The organism is Rhodococcus sp. P1Y (assembly GCF_003641205.1).
Classification (GTDB): domain Bacteria; phylum Actinomycetota; class Actinomycetes; order Mycobacteriales; family Mycobacteriaceae; genus Rhodococcoides.
Map to the genome: position 1 here is coordinate 4,926,171 of NZ_CP032762.1, position 21,108 is coordinate 4,947,278.

The window sequence follows — 21,108 nt, forward strand, 5'->3', positions numbered from 1 at the left end:
TCAGATGCGCACCCTCGCCGGCAGCGCGGCAGCGTTGATCTTGATCGGAACTGCGACCGGTTGCGCCGATCGTTCTGGAGGCGGGTCCTCGGACGAGGAATTCCCCAGCGGAAACATCACCTTGCTCACCCCGACCGCAGCAGGTGGAGCGACCGATCTGACGGCACGAACTCTCGGCAAGCAAATGGAAGCCGACCTCGGTGTCAGCGTGATCGTCGAGAACCGACCGGGCGGCGCAGGATCGATCGGGATGCAATATCTTGCCGACCAGGACGCGAACGGCTACACCATCGGCGTCCTCCCTGTCGAGGTGAGCCTGCTCGGCCACCAGGGATACTCGATCGACCCAGCAGCGTACGACTTTCTCGGCCAAGTCAACTCACAACCGGGCACGATCGCAGTTCCGGCGAACAGCCCGTTCCAGACCCTCGACGATCTGATCACCGCAGCCAAGTCCGACCCCGGCGCTATCACCGTCTCGAACGCCGGCCCCGGATCCATATGGGAGGCAGGCGCCCTCGAACTCGGCCGGGTCGCCGGCGTCGAATTCACCGGGGTTCCGTTCGACGGTGGTGCGCCCGCGGTCACCGCAGCGGTCGGATCACAGGTCGACGCAGTTGTTGCAGGAATCGGAGAAACCGCTCCGGCACATGCAGACGGACGCCTACGCGTCCTCGCCGTGTTCACCGAAGATCCAGCACCGGCCTTGCCTGGCGTCCCTACAGCCACCGAGCTCGGCCTCGATGTCGTGATCGGCAGCTGGGCGGTCATTGCCGCACCCACCGGACTGCCCGACGCGGTCGCCACCCGGCTGGAAGATGCTATCGAGTCAGCCTCCAGCACAGCCGAATACACCGAACTGATCGAATCCGGGGGCAACCTTCCCCTGTACCGCTCGGCTGACGAGGCGACCACGTTCGTCGACAGCGAGTCGGACAGATTCGGGCAGCTGGCGGCCCAGGAATGACTACCCAGGACATTGCCGTAAGCACCGCGGACGTACCGGAACACGCACAGCACGAGCAAAAACCGCCCAACAGCAAGACCTACGAATTCGCCATCGGACTCGTCGTAGTTGCCCTTGGTATTGCGGTGTATTTCTTCTCCAACGCGATCGTTGTAGCACGTGTTGGGCAATCGTTCGGACCACGGTGGTGGCCGACGGCACTCGCAGTGTCGATGGTGGTCATCGGACTGATTCTTCTGCTTCAAGCAGTCGTCAGCCGTATCTCCTCCGACGAACCGCCCATCACGAAAGCCGGCGCATTCGCACTCGTCGCGACACTTGCTCTGATCGTCGTTTACGGGTTTGCCTGGCAATACTTCGATTTCCGGGCAGTCACCGTCGTTCTGCTCGCCGGTCTCACTGCCATCTCTGGCGGTCGAGGAGTCAAGGCTCTCGTTGTGTTTCCAGTGATAACCACAGTCATCCTGTGGGCGGTTTTCGGCCTCCTGCTGCAGGTTCCGCTGTGAACGCGGTGATCGAAGGACTCGATGCGCTGCTGGATCCCAGCATCGGTGTCTGTCTGATCGTCGGAGTTCTGCTCGGCACACTGGTCGGAGCTGTCCCCGGCATCACGGCCGCAATGGCCGTAGCCCTCGCGGCCGGGTTCACCCTCACGCTCGAACCGCTTCAGGGCCTGTCGGTGCTGCTCTCGATCTACGTCGCAGCGCAATTCGGCGATCGTGTCCCATCGATCCTCATCAACACCCCTGGTACACCTGCGTCCATCGCAACCACGTTCGACGGCTTTCCGATGGCCAAGCAGGGACGCGCCGGAATCGCCCTCACCAGTTCGGCGTTGGTATCCGCGGTCGGTTCCGTCGTCGGCATCTGCATTCTCGTCTTCGCAGCCCAGCCCATAGCAAGTGTGGCGCTACGGTTCGGACCGGCAGAGATGTTCGCGCTCGTCGTGTTCGGTATGACGATGATGATCGGCGTATCCGGCGGACGCGTTGTCAAGGGTTTGTTCGCCGGTATCCTCGGCCTGCTTCTCGGCACCATCGGCCGAGACCCGATCACCGGCGACGGCCGATTCACCTTCGGGCTGAACGAACTGAGCTCGGGCATTCCCTTCATTGCCGCGATCGTCGGTCTGTTCGGCATAGCCGAGGTCTTCAATCAAATGATCAGCCGTCACCCGACTCTCGTTCCCACTCCGATCACCCAACTCGGCAAGTGGTGGCCCAACAAGGCTGAACGACGCGAGCTCGTGAAGCCGGCACTCATCGGATCCGGCGTCGGCGCAGTAGTCGGTGTAGTCCCCGCCGCAGGTGGCGACATCGCCGGAATCGTCTCGTGGGACCAGGCACGCCGTGCGTCCAAGACGCCGGAGAAGTTCGGCAAAGGATCCTTGGAAGGCCTCGCCGCTGCGGATACCGCAAGCACGGCGACGATGGGCGGATCTCTCACCACGACACTCGCTCTCGGAGTGCCCGGCGATGCAGTCATGGCGGTCATGATCGGGTCGATGGTCATCTGGGGCCTGCAACCAGGACCTGCACTGTTCGTCGACTCCCCGGATCTTGTCTACAGCCTCGCCGCGATCATGCTGCTCGCGACGTTCGCAGCGTTGGCCCTGGCACTCGTCCGTATGCGCGGGGTGATCAAGCTTCTCGATCTACCGCAGAAGTACCTATGGGCGGTCATCATCACGTTCTGCATGGTGGGTACGTACGCCGTACAGAACAGCGCGTTCGACGTCGGACTGATGCTGGTCTTCGGTCTTCTCGGCTTGGTGCTGCGACGCAACGGATTTCCCGCAGGTCCTTTGGTCCTTGGGCTCATCCTCGGACCGCTCGCGGAGAGCAATATCCGCCGCGCATTCCTGATCGACGGTGCAGCGGCCATCTACACCAGCGGGATCGCGCTCGGGCTGCTGATTCTCAGCGCACTCGCAGTGCTCGGACCGTACATCACCAGCAGCCTGAAGAGGGGCCTTCGACGCAAGGGGAAGGACAGCGTCGATGCCTGACATTCTGTGTATCGGCGAGACCATGACCTTGGTGGCACCTGTCGATGCGATACCGCTGGTCTCGGCCGACCTGTTCTCCGTGCACATGGGTGGCGCGGAATCGACGGTAGCTCTGTACCTGGCCGAGCAAGGACACGACGTCGCATGGGCCAGCCATGTGGGCAACGATCCGCTGGGCACTCGGATCATCGAGGAGATCGCTGCGCACGGGGTAGATACCTCGTACGTCACCAGGCTCGACAACGCCCCGACCGGTGTCTACTTCAAGGATCCCGACAACGGCGTCACAACAGTGCACTACTACCGCCGCGGATCCGCCGCGTCCCTGATGTCGCCGGCAACGCTCGAGCGGTTGCCGCTGCGCGAAGTGTCCATTGTCCATGTGTCCGGGATCAATCCAGGCCTGTCCGAATCGTGCGCTGCGATGATGCAGGCGTTGTTCGAGATCTGCGACGGGTCGACGACCCGAGTCTCGTTCGATGTCAATTATCGACGTGGCGTCTGGGGAATCGAACGTGCCTCCCCTGTCCTACTCGATCTGGCTCGACGCGCGGACATCGTGTTCGTGGGACGAGACGAAGCTGCCGAATTGTGGGGAACGACAAGTGCGAGTTCGATCGCAACGATGTTGGACATGGATCGTCATCCGACGGCCACCCTTGTGGTGAAGGACAGTGACGTCGGCGCAACCGAGTTCACGGCTACCGGGTCGGTGTTCGTCGCCGCTCACGATGTGGACGTGGTCGAGGTTGTTGGTGCAGGGGACGCCTTCGCTGCGGGATACTTGTCGGGGCTGTCGAACGGCAAGGATGCGCACGGACGCCTGTCCATGGGCCATGATCTCGCTGCACGGGCGTTGTCGAGTATCAACGATTTCGTTCCCGCCGCTGGTCTCGATGTCTGACCGGACCCCGACCACTTTCGAAGGAGCAGTCAATGTCGCAGAGCGTGGAACGCGCCGTCGAGATCCTGGAGTTCGTTGCCATCGCACCGCGGACTCAGAGCGAGATCGCAGCTCATCTGGATGTACACCGGTCTACAGCTCTTCGCGTTCTTCAGACGCTCACCGACTACGGGCTCACACGTAAACGCGACGACGGCAAGTACAGCGTCGGGTATCGCCTTGCCGGCCTTGCCAACGCGGCGCGCGAGCAGTTCGACTTCGCCAACGTCGCCAGGCCCTACCTCGTAGGGCTGGGTGAACTGTGCTCTCACACCATCCACCTGGCGGCCTTGGAGGGGCGACGGATCATCTACGTCGACAAGATCGAACAGCCGGGCATGATCAAGCTGTTCTCACAGATCGGTGCATCGGTGTGTTTGCATACAGCCGGAGTCAGCAAAGCGATTCTCGCCTTTCAGACTCCCGATGTGGTCGACTCCGTCATGGCCGCAGCGGATTACGACAAGCACACATCGACGACCATCACCTCCCGCGCACGCTTCGACTCCGAACTCGCGGTCGTCGCCGAACGCGGGTGGTCCGTCGACGACGCCGAATACGAGGACTACGTCAACTGCGTTGCGATGCCGGTCCGCGACGCGAGCAATCGTGTCGTGGCCGCCGTGTCCATTACCGCCCTCAAGGGTCGCGCCGATCTCTCGGCCCTCGAACTACTGCTGCCCGATCTACGCGCAGTGACCGACAACGTATCGAAGGAGCTCGGATGGAGACCATGAACACCTGGTTCGACCAGGCATTCTCTCCTGCACCGGTGATGGCAATTCTGCGGGGGTTCTCCCCCGCTCGAACCGTCGAACTCGCCCACCGCGGATGGGACGCCGGTCTTACCTGTATCGAAGTACCCATTCAGTCCCCCGCCGCCGTGGCCGCCTTGGTCGCAGTGGCACACGCCGCGCGCGAGCGCGGCATGACCGTCGGCGCTGGAACTGTCGTCACGCCGGAACACGTTGTAACAGCGAGAGAATCAGGAGCGTCGTTCACCGTGGCGCCTGGTTTCGACCCCGCCGTTGCTCAGGCGAGTATGGACGCCGGGATGCCCCACCTTCCCGGCGTCGCCACCGGCACAGACGTGCAGAATGCAGCGTCCTTCGGTCTCGGATGGGTCAAAGCTTTCCCGGCTTCCGTGCTGGGGCCCGACTGGTTCTCGGCCATGAAGGGTCCGTTTCCCTCGATGCGCTTCGTTGCAACCGGCGGGATGAACGCGCGGAACGCGGCCCAGTATCTGGGCGCCGGCGCACATGTCGTCGCTGTCGGTTCCGCGCTCGAAGACGACACCCAGATCGAACTTCTCACAGACCTTTTCGTATCTCGATAGGAGTTACACCGCCATGCCGTCCCTCCTCAACGACGCCTACACCCCGGCGCCGACACGCTACGACACTATGGACTACCGACCCGTCGGAAGATCCGGGCTGCTGCTACCCGCGGTTTCGCTCGGAATGTGGCACAACTTCGGTGACGACACCCCGATTCAGAACCAGCGCGACATCGTCCGCGCTGCATTCGATCTCGGGATCACGCACTTCGATCTCGCAAATGGTTACGGTCCCCCACTTGGGTCGGCGGAGAAGAACGTCGGTCGGATCCTGTCCGAGGATTTTGCAGGATTGCGCGACGAGATCGTCGTATCCACGAAGGCTGGATACGACTTCTTCCCTGGCCCGTACGGCCGCGGCGGTGGCGCAAAGTACCTGCTCGGCAGCCTCGAACATTCCCTCACCAGCCTGAGGCTCGATTACGTCGATATCTTCTACAGCCACCGGTACGACCCGAACACACCGCTGGAAGAGACAGCTCGTGCGCTCGACACCGCTGTCCGTTCGGGCAAGGCCCGTTACGCCGGGATCTCGTCGTACTCCGCAGCCCGAACTGTCGAAATGGCACGGCTGCTGAAAGAACTCGGCACCCCACTGGCGATCCACCAACCCTCGTACTCGTTGTTGAACCGTTGGGTGGAGGACGGCGAACCGTCACTGTTGGACGTCCTCTCCGACGAAGGCGTGGGGTGTATTGCATTCTCGGCGCTCGCCCAGGGATTGCTCACGACGAAGTACCTGAACGGAGTTCCCGAGGGTTCACGTGCAACACAGGGAAAAACTCTGCGCGACGGCATGCTCTCGAAAAAGAATCTGCAGAATGTCTCGGCATTGAACATGATCGCTGAGCGTCGCGGACAACCGCTCGCGCAGATGGCTCTGGCGTGGGTGCTTCGGACTCCGCACATTTCGTCGGTCCTCGTGGGCGCTTCCCGTCCAAGTCAGCTGGCGGACAGTGTGCTCGCGCTGCGCGGCCCGGAGTTCACCGACGACGAGTTGGCCGAGATCGACCAGTTCGCCGTAGACGGCGAACTGAACATCTGGCTCGCGTCTTCCACCGCATGAGCACACCGGACTTGGAGGCCGTCACCGCCGACGAGCAGGCCGTGCGTTTCGACACCTTCGATTACGACGACGTCTGGAAGCTCGGCAGTCAGATGCGCGATGCTGCCGCGGCGCAAGGTCTACCGCTGGTCATCGGGATCATGCATGGCCAACAGCGCGCGTTTCACGCGGCGCTGCCCGGCGCCTACCCGGAAAACGACCATTGGCTTGCTCGTAAGTTGGGGGCCGCGAGACGGTACGGACGTAGTTCGCTGGGCGTGCTCGAGTTCTTCCTCGCGACCGGCCGCGACTTCGATACTCAATCACGGCTTCCCGCCGACAAATTCGCTGCAGCGGGTGGCGTGGTGCCGATCAACGTGCGAGGCGTCGGGATCGTTGGATACGTCGGTGTATCCGGGCTCCCCCACCGCGACGATCACGCTTTCGTGATGGACCAGCTGAAGGCGTACTCTCGGGACTTCTGACCACCGCGGTGCGCCGACATGGTGCACGATGGAGGCATGAAGTCAGCTGCTCGCATTCTGCTCGGAGCGTTCCTGGTGTTCGCGGGCCTGAGCCACCTGTTCTGGGCGCGCTCCGAGTTTCAAGCGCAGGTGCCGACCTGGGTTCCGCTCGACGCCGACTTCGTCGTGCTCGCCTCGGGCGTCGTCGAGATCGTTCTCGGTCTTGCTTTGGTCTTCCTCGTCCGCCGCCGTGCGATGATCGGGTGGGTCGTCGCAGCGTTCTTCTTGGCAGTCTTCCCCGGCAACATCTCCCAATTCCTCACGCACACCGATGCATTCGGGCTGGATACAGACTCAGCTCGCGGCATCCGACTCCTCTTTCAACCCCTGTTGATTCTGTGGGCCCTGTGGTGCACGGACGCCTGGCGATCGAAGTCGACGCGGGTGTAGCGTTTTCTCATGACCTCGTGGCAGGAAAAGACGTCCGTCGACCTGATGCTCGACGAGCTCGAGACCTGGGCGATCGTCGGACTGTCCGGCAACCCTCACCGCACCGCGTACGAGATTGCAGCGCTGCTGCAGCAACGCGGAAAACGTATCGTTCCGATTCATCCGAGTGCCCCGACGGTTCTAGGTGAGCAAGGTTACGCAACACTCGCCGACGTACCATTCGCCATCGATGTCGTCGACGTGTTCCGCCGGTCGGACTCGGCAGGCCAGTTCGCAGACGAGGCGGTCGCAGTTGGCGCCAAGGCGGTGTGGTTTCAACTCGGAGTCATCGATAAAGCCGCCTTCGATCGAACCGTCGCCGCGGGTGTACCGATGGTGATGGACACGTGCCCAGCCATCGAATGGCGTCGGCGCTAGCGCTGCTTACCGGAACCTCACATCGGCGGACCCTGCACGATCCGTACCCCCCTGAAAGCACGACTGAGCAGACGGTCAGTATGGACTGCGTAGTACTCGGTTAGTTGGACCAAGCAACGAGGTGTGCCATGAGCGACGCAGCTGCGATCGGTGACGGGATATTCCAGATTCCGGTACCGATCACCAACAACCCGCTCGGCCACACGCTCGTTTATGCCATGGAGTCTCCCGGCGGCCTCGTGCTGGTCGACGCCGGCTGGGACGACGACAACGCCTGGGACGGCCTGACCTCGGGCCTCGAAGCAATCGGTCACTCTGTGTCCGACGTCGAGGGCGTGGTCCTGACGCATTTTCATCCCGACCACATCGGGTTGTGTGGTCGCGTCCGCGAAGCGTCGGGCGCGTGGATCGCCATGGACCAGGCGGATCATTCTCAGTTCGCCGACATGACCGCCCCCAGGAGCGAGCAGTGGCTCGAACGAGAACGCACGAACATGCTCGCTGCCGGTGCGTCGGAGGCTGACATCGCCGCATGGCACGGGGTAGGCCTGAACGCTCCCACCGGGCCGGAATCTGCACCGGATCGCGTACTCGTCGACGGTGAATCCATCGCGTTGACTGGACGTGAGCTGCGCGTTGTCTCCACACCAGGCCACACTCCCGGTCACGTGTGCTTCTACCTGCCCGATTCCGACGTGATGTTCACCGGCGACCATGTGTTGCAGAAGACGACGCCGCACGTGGGCAACTTCGTCTATCCCTTGGAAGAGCGCGACGCGCTCGCCGAGTTCATGGATTCGTTGCGACGGGTGCAGTCGATGAACGTCACGCGTGGCCTCGGCGCGCACGGCATCGCCATCGACAATGTATCCGGCCGCGCACTCGAACTCGTCGAACATCACGAGGATCGACTCGACCACCTCTACCAAGCTTTCGGTGACGACGAGATCACCGTCTGGCAGGTCGCCGAGCGAATGAAGTGGTACAAGCCGTGGGCCGATATATCGCCCATGGGAAAGACCATGGCGCTGTCGGAAGCCGCCGCTCACTTGCGGCATCTGGTGACACGCAACCTGGTCGCTCAGATTCCGGGTTCCTCGCCTGCTGTGTTCGCCAAAGTCTGAGTGCCGGGCGGGTTCGCTGGCGGAGTCATTTCCAGCCGCACCCCCATCAGCCGTACTTCGCGAGAGTGGTCGAATCGATCGACGAGTGCGGCCGCAGCATCGGAGATTACGTCGAGATCGAATGTGGGACTCGCGAGTGGTGCGGTGGTGGTGTGGGTTTCGAAAGGTTTGTACCGGACTTTCAGCGTGACACGCACAGCTTTTCGGCCCTCGGCAAGCAGATCGTCGCGAACCCTCGACGCCAGAGCACGCACTTCGTCGGTAACCATGCCCCAATCGGCAAGGTCCTGTTGAAACGTGGTCTCGCGACTGTGCGAGCGCGCGATCCATGGCTCGGCGGAGACGGGCGAGAGATCGACGCCGCGACCCTTGGTGCCGATCCAGGGACCGGTCTTGGGCCCGAAGGTCGCCGCAAGCACCTCGTCACCGGTTGCAGCCAAATCGGATACCGTCGCGATCCCCAGTGTGCCAAGCTTTTTCGCGGTCTTCTTGCCGATCCCCCACAGCGACTCGGTCGGGCGCTCCCCCATTACATCGAACCAGTTCTCTGCTGTGAGTGTGTAGATTCCCTGAGGCTTGCCGAAATCGGTGGCGATCTTCGCCCGTAACTTGTTGTCACCGATGCCAACCGAGCAATGCAGGCCGGAGGCTTCGAACACCGTGTCGTGTACGAGGCGCGCGAATTCGACCGGATCTTCCGTTTCGACCCCGAGAAACGCCTCGTCCCAACCCATGACCTCGACGACTACGTCCAGGCTGCGAAGAGCATCCATGACGACATTCGACGCCGCCGTGTACGCCTCACCGTCGACAGGTAGGAAGATGGCGTCGGGGAGCTTCTTCGCCGCCACGCGCAGCGGCATCCCGGACCCCACACCGAATGCCCGCGCTTCATAGGACGCCGTCGACACCACTCCGCGTTCGGTCGGATCACCCCGACCGCCGACGACCACCCGCTTACCTATCAGGTCCGGATTGCGCAGCACCTCGACGGCGGCAATGAACTGATCCATGTCGACATGCAGCACCCACCGTCGGCGCATGGGCAACGTCATGCGGTCATTGTGCCCCCGCTACCCGCCGAGTTCGAGGTTATGTCGCCGAATCGGCCGATTCAGCGGCACAACCTCGATGTCGACGGGGGTCAGCGGAAGACGTTTCAGTCGGTCACGTGAATGAAATTGGCTGTGCGCCTTCGACGTCTGTGCAGATCGGAGGGATGGCGCCGATTTCACTGACTGCGCAGGGCCCTCGGCCGTGTCAGAATGGTGATCGACGTATGGCCTGGCCGCCTCGAATGCCTCCCCGCAGGGTGTGGGCACGCGGATCGGGGCGCATCAAGTCGAAGGTGGGGGTCTCGTTGAGTTCACGGCATGGCCCCGGTTGGTATGCCCATATCCAGGATTCTCGCGTGACACTGCTGCGCGGCGTCGACGAGCACCACATCTCCGCATCTCTCGATCCACTTCCCGACGACGCGCCTGCCGTGGTTTCGATCGAGCTCTCTGAGATCGGATCACAGCACACAGTCGTCTCGACGGTCCTCGGCGACCTCGAAACAGCAGTCCGCCAGTTGTTTCCTGCATGGCTTTCCGGCGGTGAGAATCTGGATGGGCCCAATCGACTCGATCTCCTCGCGGCCCGAACATTGTCGTTCGACCTCGCCTCTCAGTCCGAGCACTTCGGCCCCTTCCTGGCGGGAATGGCAGAGTCTGCACTGCATGGTCGACCGCTCGGACGTCGCTTCATCGATCAGACCCGAGCCGAGGGATTACGACGTTTGCTCGCCGCTACGTACGCGCGCCAAGCGGTTGCGATCGTAGTGCGTGTCGATTCGGACCAGAGTCCTCAACAGCTGGCTCAGTTGGTGGGAGGCTGCGTGTGGTTGGCCAACCACGGTGGTTTCGCGGTGTGGATCGTCGGTCCTGATGACATGGGTTCGGATCACGTTCGAACGATCACGCCATTCACGGGGCCTCTACACACAGACACTCGCGTAGTCACACACCGCATCTACGTCCCTGCTATAGCGGGCCGCCCGCATCCGGGCAGCGCCGCCGAGAAGAAGCTGGAGCGCGCGCTGTCGAGTTGCGAATGGGCAACCGGACGCGAATGGAACCAGCCATTCCAAGCCACGTCGCTTCACGAGCGGATCGTCGTGGACCTGAGGTGGCCTGAGGAAAAATGCGTCGTCGAGGTCGACGGCGCAGACCACCGTCATCGAGTGAAATTCGCTCGGGATCACGCGCGAGATGTCGTCTTGCAACTGGAGGGGTACGCCGTCTTGCGGTTCACCAACGCACAAATTCTCGATGACGTGGCCGCTGTAGTCTCCGCAATCGAGAAGTACATCAAGATCAAGCGGGACTCGAAGTCCCGCGCTGCACATATCGAAGGGACACCCCGTGGCGAGTGACGAACTGACCGGTACCGAGAGGCTGATCCTCCTTGTGCTCATGGCTCAGGCCGAGGAAACGTCGAACACTCGTCTGAAGGAAATTGGTCCTGAACTGAAGAAGGAAAGCCGGGACAAACTCAACCGGCTTCGACTGATCGACAGCGATTCCAGCCGGCGCCCGATGGTTCACACATTGACCGACAAGGGCTGGGCCGAGGCAGCCCGTGAACTCAAAAGCGGGCCTCCACCGCGAGCCACTCCGCAAGCCCGGGGGATGTACGCCGTGCTCGCCGGCCTTCAGCGATATCTGGACCGCGCGGACCTCCGACCCTCCGACGTCTTCCGAGTAGAAGTACCGGTTGAGGTTCCGCGGGCCGACGATAGTTCCGGGGAGACAGCCCCCGCCCCCCGAGGTGTCTCTCCTGCTCCTGACGAGCCCATCGATATTCGCATCCGTCGGGCCTACACGTCCCAGGCCACCCGCAAAGGTGCCTGGGTAACACTACGAGACATACGGCTTGCGCTGTCCGACGTTCCGAAACCCAAGCTGGACAGAGCACTCGGCGACATGTATCGAGACGAGGACGTCAGTCTCATTGCCGAAGAGAACCAAAAAGCGCTTGTGGATTCGGTCCGAACCGCCGCGATCACCATCGGCGGTCAACCGGTCCACCTGATTGCGATCGAGGGATAATGAACGATCTCGAACGAAAGGCTCTCCGGTCGATCCGGCTCAACTGGGCCCCGACACCCGACGACGTGTGGCGCGCTCAGTCCGAACTGCACGCGCACTCGCTGCACGACACGGCGTTGAACCTCATGCTGGAAGCGTTCGACGACGCTGAAGCGAGCGCTGACGCCAGTCCGATCGGTGTCGCGCTCCGCGGAACAGCAGGCTCCGGCAAAACACACCTACTCGGTCAGGTCCGCGAGCGCGTACAGACTAGTGGTGGCTACTTTTTTCTGATCGGTTTACTTGATTCGACTACCTTCTGGCAGACCACACTCGTGGGAATGCTGGATGACCTCACCCGTCCGGCACCTGAGCAGGACACTCAGCTGAAACTGTTTCTATGGCGGCTGGCCTCGATCACTCGAATCTCGAGGGCAGAACGCAGAGCGATCATCGGTGAGGACAAACTCACCCCGGAGACTCTGGACAAGTTCGTCGGTGCCGTGCACGCAGTTCATCCGCGTTTGGTCAACCAGAGCCAGGCAACGCTGAGAGCCCTGACGCTCTACGCCACAAACGATTTGAGCGTCCTCGACATCGGCAACGCGTTCCTTCAGTCGATAGAGGAAGCTCAACCAGGCGGCCGGGAACAGTGGGGAATACAACAGGCGATATTGACGCCCCAACAAGTCGTACGGGACATCTCACGACTGCTCGCCGCCACTGGCCCATCGGTGCTCGCAGTCGACCAGATCGATACGCTGCTAGCGCAGTCGCGATCCTCGACCAACGCACAGAGCGACATCGAGTCATCGGACAACCTGGTGATCGAGGAAGTCGCACACGGTCTGATGTCATTGCGTGAGAACCTCGGTCGAACGGCGTCCGTCGTCGCTTGCCTACCAAGCGTGTGGGAGCTGATCCAAGAACGAGGCAGCCGTACGGTACGCGACCGCTTCCGCCTCACTCCCGTCCTCAAAGGACTGCCCAAGGGATCGATCGCCGAAGAAATACTGGAGAAGCGCTTCGCGCCGAAATACGCCCATCTCAGCTTCACGCCACCCCACCCGACCTGGCCAGTATCGAAGGTAGCGTTCGCCGGAGCAGAGGGCATCACTCCTCGTCAGCTGATGATCAACGTGGACAAGCACATTCGGCACTGCCTCGAAGCGGGCGAAGTGTTCGAACTGACCGACCTTGTCGGCGATCAAGAACGAGTCAGCGAAAGTACAGACAACGAATCAGACCTGGCCCTTCTCGATATAAAGTTCGAGCAGCTCCAAAAAGATGCCACCACGAATCTCCCCACGAGCCACAAGTTCGAGGACAAACTGGTTCCAGCGCTGCTCTCGGCAGGACTGACGGCGTGGATCAAGGAACTCGGCGACGTCGGTGATGCCTACTCGCTCGACAACCTCCCCAGCGCCAAGCCGGCCCTACACGCCCGACTGCGTCAGAAGCTGGATCCAGCCACCGAGGACGAACAGCACTGGGCGTTCCGAGCAATCGCGTCGGAAAGCGCAGTGGCAGTACTCAACCGGCTTCGTGCCGCATGCACGACAGCCGGCCTTCACACTGGCATTTCCCGCCGCAAACTCTTCGTCATCCGAAACGTCGCGTGGTCGAAAGGACCGAAGACCGCCCAAGCAGTCAACGACTTCGAGCAGGCCGGCGGCCGCACTCTGCGCATCACCGAAGGCGAACTGGCATCGTTGTCCGCCCTCAGCGGCATGTTGAATGACGGCTCGCCTCTACTCGACGCTTGGTTGACCTCCCGCCGACCAGCCCACGCGATCGAGGTGCTTCTCGACGCTCTCGAAGACCGGACGGAAACAGGGTCCGGATTGTTCACGGTCGACGAGACCAGCTCCGACGACCACACTGTGGCGAGCGACGGCGTCGTCAACGCTGGCTCCGAAAGCGACACAGACGAAGTCGATCCCATTTCAGACGAACAAATCCCGCAAGCCAGCTCTGAGGTCGTCGTCGACCCCCGAGACGTTCCGCTAGGCAAACGCCTCGACAGTGACGGACAACTTTCCATCGACCTGGAAGCGCTACGTAAGCACACGGCGATCTTCGCAGGTTCGGGCTCGGGCAAAACAGTCCTGATTCGGCGCCTGGTAGAGGAATGCGCATTACGCGGAGTGTCCGCAATTGTGTTGGATCCCAACAACGACCTTGCACGCCTTGGCCTCGCCTGGCCGACGCCTCCGCCGCACTGGGACAGCACGGAGATCTCACGTGCGGCGGAGTACCACCGAAACACCGAGGTGGTGGTCTGGACGCCCCGGCGCTCCGCCGGCCGCCCGATCAGCTTTCAACCACTCCCGGACTTCGCCAGTGTCGCTGGCTATCCCGACGAGTTCGGCGAGGCAATCGATTCAGCGGTAGCCACACTCGCACCGAGGGCACTCATTGCTGGCAAGACGGCGAAAGCCAGCCAAGCACAGGCGGTTCTCCGTCAGGCTCTCGAACACTTCGGCCAGAATTCCGGGGCCAGCCTGGTTCAGTTCATCGATTTGCTTTCCGAACTGCCGGAATACATAAGCGATTTGGAGAACTCGGAGAAGATCGCGGCGGACATAGCCCAAAATTTGAGGGCGTCGATGGTGAACGACCCGATGTTCGGAGGCGATGGAACCCCCGTCGACCCAGGTCTTCTCCTCACACCCTCCTCTGGCAAACGCGCGCGAATTTCGGTGATCAGCATGGTTGGACTTCCATCTGACGAGCAACGACAGAGCTTCGTCAATCAGTTGCAAATGGCGTTGTTCGCGTGGATCAAGAAGAACCCAGCAGGCGAGAGGCCGCTCGGTGGATTGTTCGTCATGGACGAAGCGCAAACGCTCGCACCGTCGGGCGCGATGACCGCATGCACGCAAAGCACGCTGGCTCTTGCATCGCAGGCCCGCAAGTACGGTCTCGGCTTGGTGTTCGCAACGCAGGCACCAAAGGGACTCAACAATCGCATCCCTGGCAACGCGGCGACGCAGTTCTTCGGTTTCCTGAACAGCCCTGTCCAGATCGATGCCGCGCAAGAGATGGCGCGCGCGAAGGGTAGCTCTGCCACCGACATCGGACGGTTGAAGACCGGACAGTTCTATGCGGCGGTCGAAGGGGAAGGCTTCAACCGAATTCAAGCGCCACTGTGCCTGAGCTATCACCCTAAAAGCCCTCTGACAACAGAGGAAGTCATCGAGCTGGCGCACCAGCCGATCGGCAAACGCGACTAGTGGCTCGACGCTGCCTGCGAGCGAACAAGGTGCTCGTCGGGCAGCGTCTATGCCACACTCGAGACCATGGATTCGAACTCCGTCGAAATCACTGTCGTCGGCCAGGGCCAGGCCACGTATCCGCCTGAGCGGTGCACAGTGTCCCTGTCCGTCCGGACCGACGGACGCTCAGCGGAGTCGGCGTCCGAACCGGCGCACAGTCTCGTCAGAGAACTCACCGGCCTCATCGACCCGCTGTACAACGCTGATCACGGACCAATCGACGCCTGGGCGCTCGATCAGGTCCGGCATTCGCGCAACAGGCCGTTCAACCACGATGGTGAACAACTCCCCTACGTCTACCAAGCACTCGCATCGATCGACGTCGAGTTCAGCCAGATCGACGTCATCGATGCATTCGTCTACGCGGTCTCGGCCTTGGACGGCGTGGACGTCGGGCACTTCGACTGGGCATTGACCGAGGCGAGCGCCGCTGAGAAGACGAGGCACGTTCGCCAGTTGGCGGTGCACAACGCGATGGAAAAGGCAGAGGCCTACGCGCACAGCATCGGGCGATCAGCCGTATCGGCGCTCGCCATCGCCGACCCGGGCCTCCTCGGTGTCGCTGCGTCCTCCCACCAGGACTACGCGCTCGCCTCGCGCGCATACAAGTCCGCCGACGAGGGGTTCGAGCTCAAACCCCAGGACATCACCCTTCGCGCCGAGGTCCACGCCAGGTTCGCAGCACGCTGACCTGTCCGTTCTCGCATCTACGACGAACCGAACGACACTCCGAGCGGCACGTCACGCCGATAGGTGACCTTGTCGAACTCGCGGCCGTACTCGTCTACAGCTGCGATTCGCATTTCACTCGGAACGATGCCGGGAATTCCGGGCACGACATCGACGGTGATGAACGAGTAGTTCCTGAATCGCACGCGCGACCACTGGACCGCTTCGTCCTGCTTCTCTCCGTCCGGACTCCACACGTAGCTGTTCGGAACGGCATTGTCCGCCAGTACATTGCCCCGATACGACTCCTCCTCGGCGGGTTGAAATGTGTAGCGCGGGCGCCCACCGCCTCCGACCGTGTAGTACACCGTTCCGTCGTTCTTCGGGTAAACGACGGACTGGTCCCCCGCAGCTTTGCTCGGTCGCCCGGCCCTGATCGGATCTGTCCTCTCGAACACGTGATTGTGTCCCTGCAGAACCACATCGACCTCGTAGCGGTCGAACAGTGCCGTCCACGCGTCGCGTACTCCGCCGTCGCTTGCGTGCGCCTCGGTCGTCGAATAGGCGCAGTGATGGAAGAAGCAGACGATGAAGTCGACATTCGGATCAGCTCGATACTTCGCCAGGGTCTGCTCGACCCACGAGTTCTGCCTACCCCCGCTGTAGCCGGTGTTCGCCTTGATCTCGTAAGACACGTCGTTGGCGTCGAGCGAAAGGACTGCGACGTTTCCGTACACGAACGAATACACCGAAGGGCAACCTGCAGGCCCGTTTTCGGGCTGGTCCAAGCGCGCAGCGTGTCCTCCGTATCCGTTCGGGCTGTACAGCGCCTCCATGTCGTGGTTGCCGGTGGCGAAGAACCACGGAGTCGTCGCTGCACTGGACTCGATCGCTGCGAAGTATCCGTCCCACACGAACGGGTTGAATTTGTCGAATCCCTTCGGCGGGGTGACGCCACTGGGCGCGAACTGCGGCGGGAGGCCCGCACCCGATGGATCCGCGTACGCGATATCACCGGCCAGCACGTGAAAGTCCGGTCGGCTTGCTGCAATCTGTTTCACGATATTCGCGGCATGACGGACGGAAGGTTCGTTGTCTGGCTTGTAGTACAGGTCGTCGTAGTCGCCGGCTTTGAGACCCGCTGGCTGGCTCGGTGTTTCGTCGACACCCTGATCGCCCATCATCGTGAATCGAAACGGAGCATGTCGACCGGGCGGCAATGCAGTCCACACTGTCTGCACATCGCTGACGTAGCCGTCGTTCGTGCGCCACCGATAGAAGTGCGGGGTCTTCGGGGCCAAGCCGTCGACGGGCACGTGGACGTAGAACTGCTCGGCGCCGAGGATACCGCCGTCTGTCTGCGGGACCTGGCTGACGAGATTGCGAACCTCGGCCGCCGTCGTCGCACCGAGCGCCGGGGTGGGACCGTGATCGAGGAACACTCCGGTCACCCCCGGATTGCGTGACAATTGCGCCGAAAAGCGCAGCTGGGACGCCGAATCCGCTCCGAAAGAGGTGTGTCGACCTCCGACTGCAAGCGGAGCATCCTGGGCGTACGCAATACCGGCCCACCGTACATTTCCGACGGCCGCGATCGCCGCAGTCGCTGCCGACCCAACCAAAAAATTCCTGCGTGACACCGGATTTCGACGGAGAAATGACCGATGCCAATCATGCTGCTCGGCCATCGTCATCTCGGCGGCGGTGGCCTCGGGAACCCCGGTGGCGACGGTTTCTCCTCGCGGATTGATCGGCATGACGTCACTGTTGCGTCGACAGAAGTCGGTGCACACGCGTACGGCCGACGCCGCGATGAACCCTGGGTGAACAGGCCTGAAGAACGGGACGAACGAGGACCAAAGGGACTGGGAGATTCCGCCTCGTCCCGAATCCGCTTCGGCTGCATTACGACTTCCGAATCACCCAGACGGGGTGCGTCTGTGACCTGCACGAACGGCGCGCTTTTCCTGTCGGTGGGCCCCTTTAACATCGCCGCCCATGACGATGCCATCGATGCACGACTTGGACCTGACGTCCCACGAACAACGATTCGGGGCCGACACCTTCGCACGAGGCCGGCGCTATTTCGACGAGGGTCGCGTCGGGTACCTCCAATGGAACGACAAAGACTCGACCGTGTCCGCGTCGGTGACTGGTAACCGCGCCACCCCCTACTCGACGACGGTGTCGATGACGGTTCAGCACGGCCGGATGGTCGGACTGGGCTTCGGGCAGTGCAACTGCCCCGTGGTGTTCAATTGCAAACATGTCGTGGCAGTGCTGCTGCAGGCGCAGGCAGACTCCATCGACTCCGTTCCGAACCCGCTCGGCCCGGACGAACACTGGGCGACCGCACTCGCTCCGCTGCTGTACGACCGAGTAGTCGCCCCTGTTCGACGAACCCCGACGATCGGTCTCCGACTGCGGTTCGAGGTTCCGGAGCAACTCGGTAATGCCGTCCAATTGCTTGCACGTCCTGTGCTGGCCACTTCCTCGGGAGCCTGGACGACCAAGGGAATTTCGTGGAACTCGCTTCCGTACGCGTCGGACGGAGGCACCAAGAAGGTCGACGTGCTCCGCGAGCTCAATGCGCTCCACCACATGCGCATCTACGGGCGAGCGTCCCACACCTTCCACACGAGTCATTCCGACTCGATCGACCTCGCGGGCATCTCAGGTCGACTGCTGTGGGATCTGATGGCGGACCTCCGTGAATGCGATGTGCCGCTCATCGACGCACGGGGTGTCGGTGGCACTGTTCCGTGGCCGTCGACGGCGCAGTTCGAAGTGGACATCACCGGAACAGACAGTCTGGAGATCGAAGGTCGCATCATCGTCGACGGCAACGTGATACCTGCCGACCGAAGGTACTTCCTCGGCCCGGACGGTTCGGGCATCGTGTTCTGGAACGACGACGAACCGTACGACCCACGAAGCGGTTCCTTCCGACTCGCGCAGCTGACCAAGTCGGTACCGCACATGTTGCGAGCAGTCGCATCCGCTCGCGTCGGCATCCCCGCACCGGATCGGCTGTCGTTCGCAACGCGGTACCTGCCCGCGTTGACACGCGGTTCCACCGTGGTTTCGTCCGACGGCACCTACCACCCGCCGGTCATTGCCGGCCCGGAATTTCACCTCGTAGTTGCCCATGACGGGGCTGGAACCCTCGATGTGACGGCGCGTTGGCGATACTTCGTCGACGACACCGAGTTCGACTTCGAGGCAGGCTCCGGTACACCGGACAACGCAGCCCGCGACTCGGCGGCCGAACTCGGCCTCCTCCGAACCGTGTCCTCGATCCTCGGCCATGAACTTGCCCTCGGCGGAGAATTTCGCGCATTCACGGTCTCGGGTACTGCCGCTGCGCTGTTCGTCGCCGAAACCCTCCCCCTGCTCGAGGCGTACGACAACGTGCACGTAGACATTGTCGGCGAGCTGCCTGATTTCCGTGACGTCACCGAAGACGTACAGATTTCGTTGTCCACCAACGCTATCGAGGGCAGCAACGATTGGTTCGACCTCGGGGTAGTCCTGACCATAGACGGTGCCGATGTCCAGTTCGCAACGGTCATCACTGCAATTGCCCGTGGAGCTCGGCACCTGCTTCTCTCCGACGGACGCTTCTTCTCGCTCGACAACCCCGCGTTCGACACGCTCCGCACGTTGGTCGAGGAAGCGCGCGCATTGCAGGACAAGCCTGACGAGCCCCTACGCATCAATCGCTACCAAGCCTCGCTCTGGGAGGAGTTGGCCGAGCTCGGCGTGGTGAGCAGTCAGGCCCGTGTGTGGCAGGAACAAGTCGTTGCGCTGTCCAACATGGATTCAGCCATGGATCACACCCCTCCTTCGAACTTTCGCGCCGAACTGCGCCCCTACCAACTCCGCGGCTTCTCGTGGCTCTACTTCCTGTGGCAGCACGGACTGGGAGGCATACTCGCCGACGACATGGGTCTGGGAAAGACGATACAAACCCTCGCAATGATTGCGAAGGCGAAAGAATGCGGCGACTCGACGTCACCGTTCGTGATCGTTGCGCCTACGAGCGTCGTCCACAATTGGGCGCGCGAGGCAGCAAAGTTCGCACCAGGACTGACCGTCGCTACCGCACTCGGCACCAGAGCAAAACGCCGTCGATCGCTCGCGTCCATCGCCGCGGATGCAGACGTCGTCGTGACGTCGTACACGGTCTTTCGGCTCGACTTCGAGGATTTCGACGCAATCGCCTGGGCCGGACTGATACTCGACGAGGCCCAGTACGTGAAGAACTACAAGAGCAAGTCCTACCAGTGCGTGCGGCGACTCGAGACGACGTTCAAGCTCGCGATCACTGGTACCCCCATGGAAAACAACATCATGGAGTTGTGGTCGCTTTTGTCGATCACGGCGCCTGGCCTGTTCCCCTCGGCGTCGAAGTTCAGCGACGTCTACCGACATCCGATCGAACGATCCGGCGACGCAACCGCGCTCGCCACTCTCCGACGCCGTATTCGGCCGTGGGTTCTCCGCCGAGCCAAAGAGATCGTGGCACAGGATCTTCCGGCCAAGCAGGAAAATGTCGTCGAAGTGCAGCTGGGCCCGCGCCATCGCCGGATCTACGAGACGCACCTCGCGCGTGAGAGGCAGAAAATTCTCGGCTTGCTCCACGATTTCGAACGCAACCGCATCGTCATCCTTCGGTCACTGACTGTCCTACGGCAACTCAGTCTCGACGTCGGGCTCGTCGAACCGCTGCACGACGACATTCCCAGCGCCAAGATCGAGGAACTCGTCTCGAGTCTCACCGAAGTCGTCCGGGGTGGCCACCGCGCGCTGGTCTTCAGCCAGTTCACGAAGTTTCTCGGGAAGATTCGCACTCGACTGGAAGCGGAAGGGATCTCGCTTGCCTACCTGGATGGGTCCACCCGCGACCGCGCCTCCGCGGTCGAGCAGTTTCGGACGGGCGGTGCGACGGTCTTTCTCATCAGCCTCAAGGCGGGCGGCGTCGGGCTGACCCTCACCGAAGCCGACTACTGCTTCGTCCTCGACCCATGGTGGAATCCCGCTACCGAAGCACAGGCCGTGGATCGTGCACACCGGATCGGTCAGACTCGAACCGTGTTCGTGCACCGCTACATCGCCACAGGCACCATCGAGGAGAAGGTAATGGAATTGAAGGAGAGGAAGGCCAAGCTGTTCTCCAGCATTATGGACGACGGCGGCTCGTTCGCAGGTGGCCTGACCGCAGACGACATACGCGCCTTGCTCGCGTGATCGGTGTTCGACGGGAGCCGCGCTACACACGACCTATGGCTCGAGTCGAAACCCCAATCCTGCAGTAGGGAACGACTTGTGTCGGC

General features: G+C 62.1%; 18 protein-coding genes. 16 read left to right on the forward strand and 2 right to left on the reverse strand.

The genetic code is table 11. From position 1 onward, the window contains the following. The first annotated feature begins 4 nt into the window (after positions 1 to 4). The 11 genes from D8W71_RS22670 to D8W71_RS22720 all read left to right on the forward strand — a co-directional run bounded on the left by D8W71_RS22670 (position 5) and on the right by D8W71_RS22720 (position 8,754). Entirely contained in the window at positions 5 to 967 is a 963-nt protein-coding gene (locus D8W71_RS22670) for a tripartite tricarboxylate transporter substrate binding protein (RefSeq protein ID WP_121116793.1), read from the forward strand. Then, positions 964 to 1,473: a tripartite tricarboxylate transporter TctB family protein gene (locus D8W71_RS22675; RefSeq protein WP_121116795.1), complete on the forward strand. Its 510-nt coding sequence runs from the start codon at positions 964 to 966 to the stop codon at positions 1,471 to 1,473. The genes D8W71_RS22670 and D8W71_RS22675 overlap by 4 nt, the downstream gene beginning before the upstream one ends. Next, positions 1,470 to 2,975 (forward strand): tripartite tricarboxylate transporter permease, encoded by a 1,506-nt coding sequence (locus D8W71_RS22680; protein WP_121116797.1) that lies wholly within the window; start codon positions 1,470 to 1,472, stop codon positions 2,973 to 2,975. The genes D8W71_RS22675 and D8W71_RS22680 overlap by 4 nt, the downstream gene beginning before the upstream one ends. After that, complete coding sequence (locus D8W71_RS22685; protein ID WP_121116799.1) at positions 2,968 to 3,879, forward strand: sugar kinase; 912 nt, start codon at positions 2,968 to 2,970, stop codon at positions 3,877 to 3,879. Before D8W71_RS22680 ends, D8W71_RS22685 begins: the two co-directional genes overlap by 8 nt. A 32-nt stretch (positions 3,880 to 3,911) precedes the next feature. Further along, positions 3,912 to 4,655, forward strand: a complete 744-nt coding sequence (locus D8W71_RS22690) for an IclR family transcriptional regulator (RefSeq protein ID WP_121116801.1) — start codon at positions 3,912 to 3,914, stop codon at positions 4,653 to 4,655. Continuing rightward, positions 4,643 to 5,254: a bifunctional 4-hydroxy-2-oxoglutarate aldolase/2-dehydro-3-deoxy-phosphogluconate aldolase gene (locus D8W71_RS22695; protein WP_121116803.1), complete on the forward strand. Its 612-nt coding sequence runs from the start codon at positions 4,643 to 4,645 to the stop codon at positions 5,252 to 5,254. The genes D8W71_RS22690 and D8W71_RS22695 overlap by 13 nt, the downstream gene beginning before the upstream one ends. A gap of 13 nt (positions 5,255 to 5,267) precedes the next feature. After that, positions 5,268 to 6,320 carry an L-glyceraldehyde 3-phosphate reductase gene (gene mgrA, locus D8W71_RS22700; protein WP_121116805.1) on the forward strand — a complete coding sequence of 351 codons (1,053 nt, stop codon included), beginning with the start codon at positions 5,268 to 5,270 and terminating at the stop codon, positions 6,318 to 6,320. Beyond that, positions 6,317 to 6,784: a heme-degrading domain-containing protein gene (locus tag D8W71_RS22705; RefSeq protein WP_236077574.1), complete on the forward strand. Its 468-nt coding sequence runs from the start codon at positions 6,317 to 6,319 to the stop codon at positions 6,782 to 6,784. Before mgrA ends, D8W71_RS22705 begins: the two co-directional genes overlap by 4 nt. Positions 6,785 to 6,820: 36 nt before the next feature. Continuing rightward, positions 6,821 to 7,213: a DoxX family protein gene (locus tag D8W71_RS22710; RefSeq protein WP_121116806.1), complete on the forward strand. Its 393-nt coding sequence runs from the start codon at positions 6,821 to 6,823 to the stop codon at positions 7,211 to 7,213. A 9-nt stretch (positions 7,214 to 7,222) separates the two neighbouring features. Continuing rightward, on the forward strand, positions 7,223 to 7,630 hold the full coding sequence (locus D8W71_RS22715) for a CoA-binding protein (protein WP_121116808.1): 408 nt from the start codon (positions 7,223 to 7,225) through the stop codon (positions 7,628 to 7,630). A gap of 128 nt (positions 7,631 to 7,758) precedes the next feature. Next, entirely contained in the window at positions 7,759 to 8,754 is a 996-nt protein-coding gene (locus D8W71_RS22720; protein ID WP_121116811.1) for an MBL fold metallo-hydrolase, read from the forward strand. Here the strand turns inward: D8W71_RS22720 and D8W71_RS22725 are convergent. After that, a complete protein-coding gene (locus D8W71_RS22725) occupies positions 8,712 to 9,809 on the reverse strand; it encodes a DNA polymerase IV (RefSeq protein ID WP_121116813.1) in 1,098 nt (365 codons plus the stop codon). The two genes, D8W71_RS22720 and D8W71_RS22725, sit on opposite strands and share 43 nt — an antisense overlap. A gap of 356 nt (positions 9,810 to 10,165) precedes the next feature. On the opposite strand from D8W71_RS22725, the gene D8W71_RS22730 reads away from it, so the two are divergent. The 4 genes from D8W71_RS22730 to D8W71_RS22745 all read left to right on the forward strand — a co-directional run bounded on the left by D8W71_RS22730 (position 10,166) and on the right by D8W71_RS22745 (position 15,793). Then, positions 10,166 to 11,170, forward strand: coding sequence for an endonuclease domain-containing protein (locus D8W71_RS22730; protein ID WP_161965500.1), 1,005 nt, complete (start codon positions 10,166 to 10,168; stop codon positions 11,168 to 11,170). After that, positions 11,160 to 11,846: a hypothetical protein gene (locus D8W71_RS22735; RefSeq protein ID WP_236077575.1), complete on the forward strand. Its 687-nt coding sequence runs from the start codon at positions 11,160 to 11,162 to the stop codon at positions 11,844 to 11,846. The genes D8W71_RS22730 and D8W71_RS22735 overlap by 11 nt, the downstream gene beginning before the upstream one ends. Beyond that, positions 11,846 to 15,061 (forward strand): helicase HerA domain-containing protein, encoded by a 3,216-nt coding sequence (locus tag D8W71_RS22740; protein ID WP_121116817.1) that lies wholly within the window; start codon positions 11,846 to 11,848, stop codon positions 15,059 to 15,061. The genes D8W71_RS22735 and D8W71_RS22740 overlap by 1 nt, the downstream gene beginning before the upstream one ends. 66 nt (positions 15,062 to 15,127) lie before the next feature. Next, entirely contained in the window at positions 15,128 to 15,793 is a 666-nt protein-coding gene (locus D8W71_RS22745; protein ID WP_121116819.1) for an SIMPL domain-containing protein, read from the forward strand. Positions 15,794 to 15,810: 17 nt separating this feature from the next. On the opposite strand, the gene D8W71_RS22750 is transcribed toward D8W71_RS22745, so the two are convergent. Beyond that, complete coding sequence (locus D8W71_RS22750; protein WP_121116821.1) at positions 15,811 to 17,529, reverse strand: metallophosphoesterase family protein; 1,719 nt, start codon at positions 17,527 to 17,529, stop codon at positions 15,811 to 15,813. Between the two features lie 241 nt (positions 17,530 to 17,770). Here D8W71_RS22750 and D8W71_RS22755 point away from each other — a divergent pair, with 241 nt between their 5' ends. Continuing rightward, positions 17,771 to 21,022, forward strand: a complete 3,252-nt coding sequence (locus D8W71_RS22755) for a DEAD/DEAH box helicase (protein WP_121116823.1) — start codon at positions 17,771 to 17,773, stop codon at positions 21,020 to 21,022. The last annotated feature ends 86 nt before the right edge of the window (positions 21,023 to 21,108 follow it).